The following is a 13,754-nucleotide window of genomic DNA, read 5'->3' on the forward strand; positions in this document are numbered from 1 at the left end:
CGATGGACCGTGCGGCTGCGGCAGCTCACCGGCCGTTGCGGTTCGGGGCGCGGCGCCAGGCGGTTTCCGCCAGAAGGCGCAGGCCGTTGAGGCCGACGATGACGGTGGAGCCTTCGTGGCCCGCGACGCCGAGGGGCAGCGGGAGCGTACCGGTGAGGTCCCAGAGGACCAGCCCGGTGATGAAGGTCGCGGCGATGGTCAGGTTCTGTACGACCAACTGGCGGGCGCGGCGGGAGAGTTGGACGAGGGTGGGGAGGGTGGCCAGTTCGTCGCGGACCACCACGGCGTCGGCGGTTTCCAGGGCGAGGTCGGAGCCGGCGCGGCCCATGGCGATCCCGGTGTGCGCGGCGGCCAGGGCCGGGGCGTCGTTGACGCCGTCGCCGACCACCAGCACCCTGCGCCCGGCCCGCGCCAGCTCCTTGACGGCGGTGACCTTGTCCTGCGGCAGCAGTCCTGCGCGGACGTCGCCGATGCCGACCTCGTCGGCCAGGCGGGCGGCGGCGCGCGGGTTGTCGCCGGTGATCAGCACCGGTGTGCGGCCGGTGAGGGCGGTCAGGGAGGCGACGGTGGCGGCGGCCTCTTCGCGGAGGCGGTCGGCGATGCCCAGGACCCCGACCGGGGTCTGTCCGCTCCCGACCAGGACGGCGGTGCGGCCCTCCTCCTCCAGGCGGGCGGCCACCGCGGCGGCCGGGTGGGCGGTGCGGCCGCCGCGCAGGCGTGCGGGGCGGCCGACCGTGACCGTCCTGCCCTCGACGGTGGCGGTCACGCCGGTACCCGGGGCGGAGGTGAAGTCCGACGCCACGGGGACGTCCAGGCCCCGGCTGCGGGCGGCGTCCACGATGGCGCGGGCCAGCGGGTGTTCGCTGGGGTGCTCGGCCGCCGCCGCCAGCCGCAGCAGCTGCTCCTCGTCCAGGCCGGAACCGGCCAGCGGCCGGATGTCGGTGACGCGCGGGGTGCCCTCGGTCAGGGTGCCTGTCTTGTCCAGCGCGACCGCGTCGATCTGGCCGAGCCGTTCCATCACGACGGCGGACTTGACCAGCACGCCATGGCGCCCGGCGTTGGCGATGGCCGACAGCAGCGGCGGCATGGTGGCCAGCACCACCGCACACGGGGAAGCCACGATCATGAAGGTCATGGCCCGCAGCAGGGTGGGCTGCAGCGCGGCGCCGAACAGCAGCGGCAGGACGAACAGCGCCACCGTCGCAGCGACCATACCGATCGAGTACCGCTGCTCGACCTTCTCGATGAACAGCTGGGTCGGCGCCTTGGTCTCGGAGGCTTCCTCGACCATGGCCACGATCCGGGCGAGCACCGAGTCCGACGGATCGCGCTCGACCTTCACCCGCAACGCACCCGTGCCGTTGAGGGTGCCGGCGAACACCTCGTCCCCGCTCTCCTTGACCACCGGCAGGGGCTCACCGGTGATGGTCGCCTGATCCACCTCGCTCGCGCCGTCCAGCACCCGGCCGTCGGCGCCGATCCGTTCTCCGGGCCGCACCAGGACGATGTCGCCCACGCGCAGCTGCTCGGTGGGGACCGTCTCCTCGGCGCCGTCGTCGCCCAGGCGGGCCGCGGTCGTGGGTGCGAGGTCGAGCAGGCCGCGGACCGAGTCCGCGGTCCGTGCGGTGGCGACCGCCTCCAGGGCGCCGCTGGTGGCGAAGATGACGATGAGCAGCGCACCGTCGAGTACCTGCCCGATCGCGGCCGCACCCAGTGCCGCGACGACCATGAGCAGATCCACGTCCAGCGTCTTGTCCTTGAGCACCCGCAGTCCCGCCCAGCCCGGATCCCAGCCGCCGGTGGCGTAGGTCAGGGCGAACAGCGCACCCCAGGACCATGCCGGCGCACCCAGCAGATACAGCGGCAGGCCGGCCAGGAAGAGCCCCAACGCCGCGGCGGCCCAGCGTACTTCAGGCAGCGCGAAGATCCGCGTACGACGCCTGGGCGCCACGATGCCGTGCACGGTGGCTCCGCCGGTGGGGTCCGAGCGCGTGAGAGTGGAAGACAGGGGAGACATCGAAGCGAGGTCCTTACGCAGACAGGCGGACGGCATCCAACCTCCTCACCATACAGGAATGCATGAACAATAGTTCATGCATTCACCCGCGCGTACGATGACCGCATGGGTCATGGAGCCGCACCCCCCGCCAGCCGCGTCCCGCGCACCCGCCTGACGGCGGACAACGCGGCGAAAGTCGCCACCACCCTCCAGGCACTGGCCACGCCGTCGCGGCTGCTGATCCTCGACCGCCTGCGCGAGGGGCCGCTGCCGGCGACCGAGCTGGCCGCCGAGGTCGGCATGGAACAGTCCGCCTGCTCGCACCAACTCCGCCTGCTGCGCAACCTCGACCTCGTCGTCGGCACCCGCAAGGGCCGCTCGGTGGTCTACTCCCTCTACGACAACCACGTCTGCGAACTCCTGGACCAGGCCCTCTACCACGTCGAACACCTCCGCCTCGGCCTGAGCGACGCCGCCGCCCCCGCCGCCACCGAACCGGACCCCGAGGCAGTGACCGGCCCGCGCACCTGAACGCCCGAGTTCACCGAGTCCGGATTCAGGCCCGTGTCCGGGCCCGCTCGACGGTCAGGTCGAGGAAGTGGGTGGAGCAGGAGATGCACGGGTCGTGGCTGCGGATGACTCGTTCGCACAGGGCGGTCAGCTCGGCGTCGGTGGCCGGGCCGGCCGCGTCCAGGCGGTGCTGTACGGCCCGTCGCAGGTCGTGTTCGATCGCGGCCTGGTTCTGGGCGGTGGGCGGGACCAGGGAGGCGTCGGTGACGGTCCCGTCCGCATCGAGGGTGTAGCGGTGGTAGAGCAGGCCGCGGGGGGCCTCGGTGGCGCCGTGACCGGTGGCCGCGCGCGGCGGGACGTCGAGGTGGGGGCGGGGCGGGGGCTCGTAGGCGCCGATCAGGCGCAGCGCCTCGTCGACGGCGTAGAGCACCTCGACGGCGCGGACGACGATGCTGCGGAAGGGGTTGCGGCACACGGCGCCCTCGCGGGGGTCGCCGAGGCCGGCCTCGCGTGCGGTGCGGAGCACGTCGGGGGGCAGCCAGCGGCCGCTGATGGCGTAGCGGGCGAGGGTACCGGTCAGGTGGCGACGGCCGTCGAGGCGTGAGTGCAGGGCGGTGGAGTGCGGTACCTGGGTCTCGACGACATGCTCGGGGAAGGTGTGGACGGGGAAGGTGTGGGTGGACAGGGCGCGGTCGCTGTCCGGCGGCAGGCCGGCGGTGCTCGGGGCCGGCATGACGGTGGGGGTGCCGGAGTCGATGGCGTAGCTGCCCGGTTCGGCCAGCGCGAGGAGGTCGTGGTCGCCGCCGGTGTCGGGAAAGTCGAAGCCGGCCACCCAGCGCACGGTGGCCTCCGCGGCGTCGCGGGCGTGCCGCAACCGCTCCGCCAGGGGGCGCAGTTCACGTCTGGTGGGGACGCGGTGGAAGCCGCCGAGGCGGACGTTGACGGGGTGGATGGCGCGTCCGCCGAGCTGTTCGACGAGCGCGTTGCCGGTCTGCTTGAGCGCGAGCCCGCGCTCGACGTGCCTGGGGTGGGTGCGGGCGAGGTCGATGATGCTGTCGTGGCCGAGGAAGTCGGGGGCGTGCAGGAGGTAGACGTGGAGTGTCTGGCTCTCGATCCACTCGCCGCAGTAGAGCAGCCGGCGCAGGGCCGCCAGCTGTCCGTCCACGGTGACACCGCAGGCGTCCTCGACGGCCCGGCAGGCGCTCATCTGGTAGGCGACGGGGCAGATTCCGCAGACCCGGGAGGTGAGGTCGGGCGGCTCGGTGTGGGCACGCCCGCGCAGGAACGCCTCGAAGAACCGCGGCGGTTCGTAGATCTTCAGGTGCGTCTCGGCGACCCGGTCTCCGTCGAGCCGGAGGTGCAGGGCGCCCTCGCCCTCGACGCGGGCCAGGGAGTCGACGCGCAGCACCTTGGTTTCCCGGTGCGTCACCGTTCGGCCTCCTTCCGCGACTCCGCGTCGAATTCAGGTGCGCCGGTGTTGAACGTGCGCAGCACCCGCACCACGTCGAGGGTGTCCATGCCGTCGCGCCGCAGCAGCGGGACGAACGACGGGAAGTTGAGGGAGTCGGACGGGCCGAAGCAGCCGTAGCAGCCGCGGTCGTAGGCGGGGCAGAGGGCGCCGCATCCGGCGTGGGTGACCGGGCCCAGGCAGGGGGTGCCGTGGGCGACCGTGACGCAGACCGTGCCGCGGCGCTTGCACTCGAAGCACACGCTGTGGGCGGGGACGTCGGGCGTGCGTCCGGCGAGGTGGGCGGTGATGACCTCGACGAGTTGGCCGGGGTCGATGGGGCAGCCGCGCAGTTCGAAGTCGACGGGGACGTGGGCGCTGATGGGCGTGGAGGTGGCGAGGGTGTCGATGTAGTCGGGCCGGGCGTAGACCACGGCCTGGTACGCGGCGACGTCGGCGTAGTTGCGCAGCGCCTGGACTCCGCCCGCGGTGGCGCAGGCGCCGATGGTGACCAGGCGGTGGGAGGCGGCACGGATGTGCTGGATCCGTTCGGCGTCCTGCGGTGTAGTGATCGAACCCTCGACCAGGGAGAGGTCGTAGGGGCCGGGCCCCGGGGCGCTGGAGGCTTCCAGGAAGTAGCTGATCCGGAGCCGGTCGGCGATGCCGAGGAGTTCGTCCTCGCAGTCGAGCAGGGTGAGCTGACAGCCGTCGCAGGAGGCGAACTTCCACACCGCCAGCTCCGGGAGCCGGTTGGCCGCGGAGGTGTCAGGGATGGCCGCCGTCACGTCACAACTCCCTTACGGAGAGCAGGGGTTCGGCGTGCCGCCAGGTGACGACCGGGCCGTCGCGGCACAGCAGCAGCGGGCCGAGCTGGCAGTGCCCGCAGTGGCCGGTGCCGCAGTGCATGGTGCGTTCGAGGGAGACCTGGATCCGGTCCGGCGCGACGTGGCGCCGGACGAGTTCGCGGGCGGTGGCCCGCATCATCACCTCCGGTCCGCAGACGAAGGCGGTGGCGTTCCGGGGGTCCCACTCCGCCCGGTCCAGCAGACCCGTGACGACTCCCACGTCTCCCTGCCAGGCACCGTCGGGCCGGTCGACGGTGACCTCCACCCGCGTACCGGCAGCGCGCCAGGCATCGATGTCGCGCGTGCAGAGCAGGTCGCCGGGTGTGCGGCTGCCGATGAGGACGGTCGGTCGGCCGTACCGCCGCGGTGCGGCCAGTGCGGCGCGGACCAGCGGGCGCAGCGGAGCGAGGCCCAGTCCCCCGGCGACGATCAGGAGGTCGCCGCCTGGACTCGCGGGCGGCTCCCAGCCGACGCCGAAGGGGCCGCGCACCCCGACCGTCGTGCCGGGGCGCAGGCCGTGCAGCGCCCGGGAGACCGCGCCGACCGCGCGCACGGTGTGGGTCAGCCGATGGCCGTCCAGGCCACTCAGCGAGAGCGGGATGTCGCCGACACCGAAGGCGTACACCATGGCGAACTGCCCGGGGACGAAAGGCGGCAGCGGGTCGCTCACCGGGTCGAGCGCGATATCGGCGGTGTCCGGGCTCTGCTCGGCGCGCTCCGCCACCCGGTAGGGAACCGGCACCAGGTCCGGGCGGGCCATGGTCGCGGTCACGGCGCCGCTCCCGGGGTTCCGGTCCGCGGCGCGCTGCCGGGCGGGCCGTACAGGTCCAGCAGGCGGATCCGCGCGGCCCGCAGCCGCCGGCCGATCGCCACCGCCGCGACGCACCGGGTGACCGCCAGCCCGAAGGCGGGGTCCGCGTCGAGCGTCCCGCGGACGCGCCCGGCGTCGAACTCGTACGCCGTCACCGGGGCCCGGGTCTGCGCGCCCAGATGCCAGCGGTACGGCTCGAACAGCCAGGACCAGCCGAGCAGTTCACCGTCACCGAGGGTTTCGACGACGGCGGTACCGCGGCCCGGCTCGTACACGTCGAGGGCAACGCTCCCGGAGCGAATGACCCAGAACCGGTCGGCCGCGCCGCCCTCGTCGAAGATCCGCCGTCCCGCCGGGAAGGACACCTCACGGGCGAGGGTGAGCAGTCGGTCACGGTGTACGGGCGGCAGCGCACCGAAGAAGCCGGAGCGGTCGGGGATCATGCCGGGCTCTCCCCCGGCGCGCCGCCCGCCGCGCGCTCCGCGTTCAGTGCGTGGGCCTCCTCGGTGATGTCGATGCCGACCGGGCACCACACGATGCACCGCCCGCAGCCGACACACCCCGAGCTGCCGAACTGGTCGTACCAGGTGCCGAGTTTGTGGGTGGCCCACTGCCGGTAGCGGCTGCGGCCCGAGGCGCGGACCGGACCGCCCGGCAGATGGCTGAACTCCAGGTCGAAGCAGGATTCCCAGCGCCGCCACCGCTCGGCATGGTCGCCGGTCAGGTCGGTCACGTCCTCGGCCGAGGTGCAGAAGCAGGTCGGACAGGCCATGGTGCAGTTGCCGCAGGTCAGGCAGCGTGCGGCGACGTCGTTCCAGCGGTCGGCGTGCAGGGTCTCGCGCATCAGCGCCCGGAGGTCCACCGCGGGCATGGTGCGGCCCATCCGGTCGGCCGCCGCGGCGACCTTCTCCCGTGCCACGGTGGCGAGCGACGCATCGGCCGGCAGCTGCGGCAGCTCCGCGAGCACCGACGCGCCCTCGTCGCTGCCGGCCCGTGCCCAGAACCGATGGCCGCCGCCGTCATCGACGATCTCGGTCAGTGCCAGGTCGTAGCCGCCGTCCACGGCGGGCCCGGTGCCCATGGAGGTGCAGAAGCAGGTGGCCCCCGGTTCGGTGCACTCCACGGCCACCAGGAAAGCCCGTTCGCGACGGGTCCGGTAGCGGTTGTCGCTGTGCGGTCCGCCGGCCAGCACGCGATCCTGCACGGCGATCGCCCGAAGGTCGCAGGGCCGGACACCGAGGAAAGCGTACGACGGCGGTGGGGTGTCGTCCTCGGTCACCGTCCAGGTGCCGTCGGGCGCGCGGTCGGCGCTCCACTGCCGCTCGCGTTGCGGCTGGAGGTAGGTCTTCCATGACTGCGGGCCGGCGCTGTGTGCGAACGCCGCGCCGTCCTCGCGGGGCCGCACCCGGTAGTGCCCGGCCGCCAGCTCGACGCCCCAGCCGTACGGCAGTTCACCGCCGTCGCCGAGTTCGTCCAGCACGATCGCGCCGTCGCGCACGGTGGGGCCGATGACGGTGCGGCCCCGGGCGGCCAGGACGCGGATCAGCGCTGCCATCCCCTCGGTCCCGATCACCGCGGTGGATGCCTCGCTCGTCATCGGCCGCCTTCCGGTGCAGATCACGCCAACGCGGTCAGTATGTGCCGGGCGCCGCCTCCGCCCGGGCCGACGGGTCTGGGGTGTGCTCCATACAGACTCGCGCGTACCTCGGACGGCCCCTGGGGCGGCTCTGCCGCGGCCGGGGCGGGGAAGAGCCGAGCCATGTACGTCTCCCCCACCGGCTCCCCCGCCCGGATCGCCGTGATCGGCGTCGGCAACGACCACCGCCGCGACGACGGCGTGGGGTGGGCGGTGGTGTCCGAGCTCGCGCGGCGTCGGCTCCCCCGCGGTGTCGCGCTGCTCCGCACCGACGGGGAACCCGCCCGGCTCATCGGTGCCTGGGAAGGGGTGCCCCGGGTGATCGTCGTGGACGCGGCCCGCTGCCGGCCGTCCCGGCCGGGCCGCGTCCACCGGTTCCGCGTCCACGACGCGCTCACCCGCAGTCCCCACGACGAGACCACTTCACATGGTTTCGCCCTGGGCGATGCCGTGGAGCTGGCCCGTGTGCTGGGCCGGTTGCCCGGGGAGCTGCTCGTCTACGCCGTGGAAGCCGCGGACACCGGCCCGGGCACCGGGTTGTCACCGGCGGTCGCGGCCTCCGTCCCGCCGCTCGTCGCGCGGATCGAACGGGAGCTCGCGCGCCTCGGGGACGGGCCGGCGGCCCTTCGCACGAGGTGATGCCCGTCGCCTGCCCGCACTACCGTGGTGGTGTGGCGGGCCACGGACACCGGCCACGAGGGAGGCGTGCCGTGGGCGAGGACGGCCGACGGGAAGACGGGACGCGCCCGCATCTGCGCGCACTGCCCGACGATCTCCTGGAGCGGCTGCGCGCGGTGGAGAAGGCGAGCGGCCGCTCGCAGCACCTGCTGCTGGAAGCAGTGCTGTCGGTGGGCACCGGACTGGAGCTTCCGCAGGTGCTGCGGCACATCGTCGAGGCGGCCGTGGTGGTCGCGGACGCGCGGTACGGCGCGCTCGGGGTGATCGGTACGGATGGGAGGCTCAGCCAGTTCCTGCCCGTCGGGCTCACCGATGAGCGGTTCAAGGCCATCGGCACCCTGCCGGCCGGTCATGGCATCCTCGGTGAGCTGATCCGCCACCCGGCACCGCTGCGGCTGAGTGAGCTGGGCGGCCATCCCGCCTCCTACGGATTCCCGCCGCACCACCCGGAGATGCACTCCTTCCTCGGGGTGCCGATACGGGTCGGCGACGAGGTCTTCGGCAACCTGTACCTGACCGAGAAGCGCGGCGGCGGGCCGTTCACCGAGGACGACGAGACGCTGCTGTCGGCGCTGGCGGTGGCGGCCGGAGTGGCCGTCGAGCATGCCCGGCTCTTCGAGGAGGCCCGGTATCGCCAGGAGTGGCTGGAGGCGAACGGCGAGATCGTGGCCGGTTTGCTTCCGGGGGCGAAGGAGAAGGACGTGCTGTCGACGATCGTCGACCGCGCGGTGCGTATCCTCTCCGCCGACCTCGGGGTCCTGGCGCTGCCGGTGGACGGTGACCGCCTGCGCACGGAACTGGCATCCGGCGTCGACGCCGAGGCCCACCGCGGGCTGGTGCTGCCCCGACGGGGATCGTTCGGGGGTGCGGCGCTGGCCGCCGGACGTGCCCTGATCAGCGAGGACGTCGAGCACGACGCCAGGATCACCGCGGGTCCGCCCCGCTGGTCGGGGCTGGGGCCGGCGGTGGCGGTTCCGATGGCGACCGGTGAGCGGGTCCGTGGCGTGCTGATCCTGGCGCGGCTGCGGGGACGCGCCCCGTTCACCGGACCCGAGACCGCGCCGTTGCTGACCTTCGCCGGACAGGCCGCGCTCGCCATGGAGCTCGCCGAGCAGCGGGCGGCCGCGGAGCAGATGACGCTGCTGGCGGATCGCGACCGCATCGCCCGTGACCTGCACGATCTGGCCATCCAGCGGCTCTTCGCCATCGGGATGACGTTGCAGAGCGCGGTGCGGTTCGTGGACCACCCCGAGGCACACGAGAGGCTGCTGCGCGCGGTGGACGGCCTCGACGAGACCATCAAGATCATCCGGTCCACCATCTTCGGCCTGCGGACCCGCGACGTGGCCACCGGCAAGCGGGGGCTGCGGGCCCGGACGGTCGGCACGCTGGACGAGGCGTCACACGCGCTGGGGTTCACGCCGTCCCTGCACATGGAAGGGCTGCTGGACACCGACGTACCGGAAGAGCTGGCCGAACACGTCCTGGCCGCCCTCGCCGAAGCCCTCAGCAATGTCGCCCGGCACGCCCACGCGAGTGCGGCGGACGTGTCCCTGTCCGCCCGTGTCGGCCGGCTCACCCTGACCGTGGTGGACAACGGAGTGGGGATCCCCGAGGACGGCCGGCGCAGTGGTCTCGACAACCTCGCCCGACGAGCCGAGAGCGCGGGCGGCGAGATGACGGTGGAGGCTCCGACGGGCGGCGGCACCCGCCTGGTGTGGTCGGCGCCGACTCCTTGATGCGCTAACGACCGGGGCCGGGCCCGGCCCCGTGTTGTGTGGCGAGGACCGCCGCCTGGATGCGGCGCTCGACGCCGAGTTTGGCGAGCAGGCGGGAGATGTGGTTCTTGACGGTCTTCTCGGACAGATAGAGGCGCGCGCCGATCTGACGGTTCGTCAGCCCCTCGCCGATCAGCTCGAGGATCTCCCGCTCCCGTCCCGACAGTCCGGACAGGGCGTCCTCCTCGGACGGCGCCGCGTCCTCCTCCTCGCCGCGCAGGCGGCGCATCAGCCGCGCGGTGGTGGCCGGGTCGAGCATCGAGCGGCCCGAGGCAACGGTGCGCACCGCGGCGACCAGGTCCGTGCCCTTGATCTCCTTCAGGACGTATCCGGACGCCCCGGACATGATCGCATCGAGCAGGGCGTCGTCATCGTCGAACGAGGTGAGGATCAGGCAGGCCACCTGGGGCATCCGTGAACGCAGCTCACGGCAGACCGAGATCCCGTCGCCGTCCGGCAGGCGGACGTCGAGCACCGCCACGTCGGGCCGTAGCGCCGGGCCCCGGGCCAGCGCGTGGTCGGCGGTTCCGGCGTCGCCCACCACCTCGATGTCCGGCTCGGCGTCGAGCAGGTCCTGCACGCCGCGCCGGACGACCTCGTGATCGTCGACGAGGAACACCCGGATCGGTCGCTGCGGTGAGAACGTGCCCGTCTCGCTCATGAGGCCCTCCGTCCACAAAACCGGGTCCCTGCTCCATCCTGGTCTCCCGCGCGGCGGCCCGCCAGGGCCGAACGGTCCCGGCACACCGGACGGCACTCCGGTCGAGAGCGGGGCAGTCGCGGCCGCGGCCCCTCACGACGGAAGGGCACCGTCCGCCTGCTCCCGCTCCGGCCCACGCCAGGGCCCCGCACGCCGGTGGGCGAGTCGGTCGACCACCGTGGTGACGCCGTCGACCCTCCGTGCCATCCCCACCAGGGCCGCTGCCTGGCCGCTGCTGTCCATGGCCCCTTCCAGAGTCACCATGCCGTCGCGGACGGAGACGTCGATGCCGGCCGGGTCCAGCCACATGGTGCGGAGCACGATCTCGTCGATCACCTCGGCCCGGATCTCCTCGTCGGAGCGGGCGAAGAGCCTGAGGACGTCGCGCCGGGTCAGCATGCCGACGAGGCGGGCCTCCTCGTCCACGACCGGGAGCCGCCCGATGCCGTACGAGGACATCATCCGGGCGGCCCGCACGACCGAGTCGTCGGCGCGGACGGTGCGGGCCGGAGTGGACATCAGTGTCCGCGCGGAGGGGGCCGGCGAGCTGTCGCCCGTACGGCGCGCACGTTCCAGGTCCGTCGCCGAGACGACCCCGATCACCTTGTCGTCGGCGTCCACCACCGGTACGCCGTTGAAGCCGAACTCGGCCATCCAGCAGGCCAGTTCGGCGGCCGGCGTCCCGCCGTGCGCGCGGACGACGTCACCGGTCATGACCGCTCCGACCCGTCGCCGCTTCATCTCGGTTCCCTTCTCCGCGCCTCCGCCGTCCGTTGCCCGCCTCACGGGAGCCGGCGCGGATACAGGCCGGTCGCCCCGGGTCGGCCCCTCAGCCGGCCACCGTCCGCTGCTCCGTCGCCGGCGCGGTGCGGACGTCGAACGCCACGTCCACCACGCCTTCGACCGCCCGCACCAGACGGGCCGCGACGGGCAGCAGCGCGCTGTCACGGATCGGCCCGCGCAACGTCACCACGCCGTCCTTGACGCCCACTTCGACCTGCTGCGGAACACCGGTGAACAACCGGTCGACGATCTCCGTCCGGACTTCCGCCGCCAGATCCTCGTCGGAGCGCAGGAACACCTTCAGCAGGTCCGCGCGGCTGACGATGCCCTGCAACATGCCGTGGCTGTCGACCACCGGCAGTCGCTTGACGGATTTGCGTGCCATGGTCCGCGCCGCCTGGGCGATGGTGTCGTCGGCGTGCACGGTCAGCGCCGGGGCGCTCATCAGCTCGCCCGCCGTCAGACCGCCGGCCTTCCGCAGGTCCGCCAGCCGTCGCCGCTGCTCCATCCGGTCCGGGTCGGCGTCCCGGAACTCCTCCTTGGGCAGCAGGTCGGCCTCGGAGACCACACCGATCACCCGGCCCTCACCCGCGAGCACCGGCAGGGCACTGACCTTCCACTGCTCCATGGTTTCGACGATCTCCTTGAAGCGCGCCGCCTGACCGACGGCGACCACCGTCTGGGTCATCACATCGCTGACCGTGTGCGGGCTGTGCACCATGACGCCGGCTCCTTCCTGCGACTTCCTGCGACTTCCTGCGACCGCTGTCCCGGTACGTCACCTTCAGCGTGCGGTCGACGGTCTCGCCCCTGGCAGGGGCTGTACGGCCCTACGTGCCGGCGCCCCGCCCGTCACGTCGTACGCCACGTCCACCACCCCCTCGATGCCGCGCACCAGGCGCGCCACCACGGGCACCAGCGACCGGTCGCGCAACCGCCCGCTCAGCGCGACCACCCCGTCGGTGACCTCCACCCGCAGGTCCCTGGTCGGTGCGGCGAAGTACGTCACCAGCACCCGCCGTACCTCCTGCGCGAGGTCGTCATCGGAGCGCAGGAACACCTTCAGCAGGTCGGCACGGCTGACGATGCCCACCAGCAGGCCGTTGCCGTCCACCACCGGCAGACGTTTGACCGAGGCCGTGGCCATCGTCCGCGCCGCCTGGGCCAGGGTCGCCTCGCCGTGCACCGTCACCGCGGGACTGGTCATCAGCTCCCCTGCCGTCACGGCCTCCGCCCGGCGCACGTCATCGGAGAGCCGCAGACGGTCGAGCCGGTCCACGTCCGCCTCCCGGAACCCTTCCTTGGGCAGCAGGTCGGCCTCGGAGACCACGCCGACCACCCGCCGCTCGGCCGAGACCACCGGCAGGGCGCTCACCCGCCATCGCTGCATCGTCTCGACGATCGTCTTGAAACCGGCCGCACGATCGACGGCCGCCACGGGCTGCGTCATGACGTCGCCGACCCGGCGCGGAGTGTTCGGCATGGTGGCGCCTCCTCGGAAGCCGCTCCGCGCCGCACGGTCGTCAAAGAGTCGTACGGCGCGCGCCCTGTCCCGCTTCTCCTCTCAGCCTGCGACGTGCCACACCGGCCGGACAGGGCCGTCCGGCCCATTCCCCGCGGCGCGGTGGCACCGCGGCGCGGGCCGGTCCCCCGTTCGGGCGCCCTGCTCGCCCGTGTCCGGTCCCGTGCTCCGTACCGTCGATGTATGGCGGACGACCAGGAAGGCCGCAGGCACGGACCGGGGAAGCTGTCGAAGGCCCGGTACGAGCGCGAGCTGTACCGTCTGCAGACGGAGCTGGTGAAGCTCCAGGAGTGGGTCCGCGCCGAGGACGCCCGGCTCGTCGTGATCTTCGAAGGACGGGACGCGGCCGGCAAGGGCAGCACCATCAAGCGCGTCAGCGCCTACCTCAACCCGCGGGTGGCCCGCATCGTCGCACTCCCCCGCCCGACCGAACGCGAACGCACCCAGTGGTACTTCCAACGCTATGTGGAGCACCTGCCCGCGGCCGGCGAGATCGTCCTGTTCGACCGCAGCTGGTACAACCGGGCCGGCGTCGAGCGGGTCATGGGCTTCTGCACGCCCACCGAATACCGGCGCTTCCTCCACCAGTGCCCGGTCTTCGAGCGCATGCTGATCGAGGACGGCATCCTGCTCCGCAAATACTGGTTCTCGGTCAGCGACGACGTACAGGAACAGCGCTTCCGGCAGCGCCTGGACGACCCGACCCGCCGCTGGAAGCTCTCCCCCGTCGACCTCGAATCGCTGACCCGCTGGGAGGACTACTCCCGGGCCAAGGACGACATGTTCGTCCACACCGACATCCCGGAAGCACCGTGGTACGTCGTCGAGAGCGACGACAAGCGCCGGGCGCGGCTCAACATGATCGCCCACCTGCTGTCGACCGTGCCGTACCACGATGTCCCGCCGCCCGTGCTGGAGCTGCCGCCCCGTCCACCGGGCACCGGTTACCGGCGGCCACCGCGCGCACTGCAGCACTACGTGCCCGACCACGCGGCCCGGCTGGAGAAGTGACGCCGGCTCGGCGGGAATCCGCCCGTGCGGCGCG

Annotated in this window: 14 protein-coding genes; 4 read left to right on the forward strand and 10 right to left on the reverse strand. The window is 72.9% G+C overall.

Going from position 1 to position 13,754, the window contains the following annotated elements; translation table 11 throughout:
* Window positions 1-25: 25 nt before the first annotated feature.
* Window positions 26-2,017 (reverse strand): heavy metal translocating P-type ATPase, encoded by a 1,992-nt coding sequence (locus ACRAS8_RS00950; protein WP_438483803.1) that lies wholly within the window; start codon window positions 2,015-2,017, stop codon window positions 26-28.
* A 105-nt stretch (window positions 2,018-2,122) separates the two neighbouring features.
* Here ACRAS8_RS00950 and ACRAS8_RS00955 point away from each other — a divergent pair, with 105 nt between their 5' ends.
* Complete coding sequence (locus ACRAS8_RS00955; RefSeq protein ID WP_438483804.1) at window positions 2,123-2,530, forward strand: ArsR/SmtB family transcription factor; 408 nt, start codon at window positions 2,123-2,125, stop codon at window positions 2,528-2,530.
* Window positions 2,531-2,555: 25 nt separating this feature from the next.
* Here ACRAS8_RS00955 and ACRAS8_RS00960 read toward each other — a convergent pair whose 3' ends face one another.
* From ACRAS8_RS00960 to ACRAS8_RS00980, 5 genes are read right to left on the reverse strand one after another with little or no spacing between them, the layout of a single operon-like run.
* Window positions 2,556-3,938, reverse strand: a complete 1,383-nt coding sequence (locus ACRAS8_RS00960) for a Ni/Fe hydrogenase subunit alpha (RefSeq protein WP_438483805.1) — start codon at window positions 3,936-3,938, stop codon at window positions 2,556-2,558.
* The gene (locus tag ACRAS8_RS00965) at window positions 3,935-4,741 is read right to left on the reverse strand and encodes an oxidoreductase (RefSeq protein ID WP_438483806.1); all 807 of its coding nucleotides are present in this window, start codon (window positions 4,739-4,741) and stop codon (window positions 3,935-3,937) included. The genes ACRAS8_RS00960 and ACRAS8_RS00965 overlap by 4 nt, the downstream gene beginning before the upstream one ends.
* A 1-nt stretch (window position 4,742) precedes the next feature.
* Complete coding sequence (locus ACRAS8_RS00970) at window positions 4,743-5,561, reverse strand: FAD/NAD(P)-binding protein (RefSeq protein WP_438490305.1); 819 nt, start codon at window positions 5,559-5,561, stop codon at window positions 4,743-4,745.
* A gap of 8 nt (window positions 5,562-5,569) precedes the next feature.
* Window positions 5,570-6,055: a cyclic nucleotide-binding domain-containing protein gene (locus ACRAS8_RS00975; RefSeq protein WP_438483807.1), complete on the reverse strand. Its 486-nt coding sequence runs from the start codon at window positions 6,053-6,055 to the stop codon at window positions 5,570-5,572.
* Window positions 6,052-7,209, reverse strand: coding sequence for a 4Fe-4S dicluster domain-containing protein (locus ACRAS8_RS00980; RefSeq protein ID WP_438483808.1), 1,158 nt, complete (start codon window positions 7,207-7,209; stop codon window positions 6,052-6,054). The genes ACRAS8_RS00975 and ACRAS8_RS00980 overlap by 4 nt, the downstream gene beginning before the upstream one ends.
* A gap of 162 nt (window positions 7,210-7,371) precedes the next feature.
* Between ACRAS8_RS00980 and ACRAS8_RS00985 the strand changes: the two genes are divergently transcribed.
* Both ACRAS8_RS00985 and ACRAS8_RS00990 read left to right on the forward strand, forming a co-directional pair.
* Entirely contained in the window at window positions 7,372-7,887 is a 516-nt protein-coding gene (locus ACRAS8_RS00985; protein WP_438483809.1) for a hydrogenase maturation protease, read from the forward strand.
* Window positions 7,888-7,958: 71 nt separating this feature from the next.
* Window positions 7,959-9,665, forward strand: a complete 1,707-nt coding sequence (locus ACRAS8_RS00990) for a sensor histidine kinase (RefSeq protein WP_438483810.1) — start codon at window positions 7,959-7,961, stop codon at window positions 9,663-9,665.
* Between the two features lie 4 nt (window positions 9,666-9,669).
* On the opposite strand, the gene ACRAS8_RS00995 is transcribed toward ACRAS8_RS00990, so the two are convergent.
* The 4 genes from ACRAS8_RS00995 to ACRAS8_RS01010 all read right to left on the reverse strand — a co-directional run bounded on the left by ACRAS8_RS00995 (window position 9,670) and on the right by ACRAS8_RS01010 (window position 12,670).
* Window positions 9,670-10,365, reverse strand: a complete 696-nt coding sequence (locus tag ACRAS8_RS00995) for a response regulator (RefSeq protein ID WP_438483811.1) — start codon at window positions 10,363-10,365, stop codon at window positions 9,670-9,672.
* A 132-nt stretch (window positions 10,366-10,497) separates the two neighbouring features.
* Window positions 10,498-11,118 (reverse strand): CBS domain-containing protein, encoded by a 621-nt coding sequence (locus ACRAS8_RS01000; RefSeq protein WP_438483812.1) that lies wholly within the window; start codon window positions 11,116-11,118, stop codon window positions 10,498-10,500.
* Between the two features lie 115 nt (window positions 11,119-11,233).
* A complete protein-coding gene (locus ACRAS8_RS01005) occupies window positions 11,234-11,908 on the reverse strand; it encodes a CBS domain-containing protein (protein ID WP_438483813.1) in 675 nt (224 codons plus the stop codon).
* Between the two features lie 63 nt (window positions 11,909-11,971).
* Complete coding sequence (locus ACRAS8_RS01010; protein WP_438483814.1) at window positions 11,972-12,670, reverse strand: CBS domain-containing protein; 699 nt, start codon at window positions 12,668-12,670, stop codon at window positions 11,972-11,974.
* 222 nt (window positions 12,671-12,892) lie between these two features.
* Between ACRAS8_RS01010 and ppk2 the strand changes: the two genes are divergently transcribed.
* Complete coding sequence (gene ppk2, locus ACRAS8_RS01015) at window positions 12,893-13,720, forward strand: polyphosphate kinase 2 (protein WP_438483815.1); 828 nt, start codon at window positions 12,893-12,895, stop codon at window positions 13,718-13,720.
* Window positions 13,721-13,754 lie beyond the last annotated feature (34 nt).

The organism is Streptomyces sp. S186 (assembly GCF_051603415.1).
In the GTDB taxonomy this organism is placed as follows: domain Bacteria; phylum Actinomycetota; class Actinomycetes; order Streptomycetales; family Streptomycetaceae; genus Streptomyces.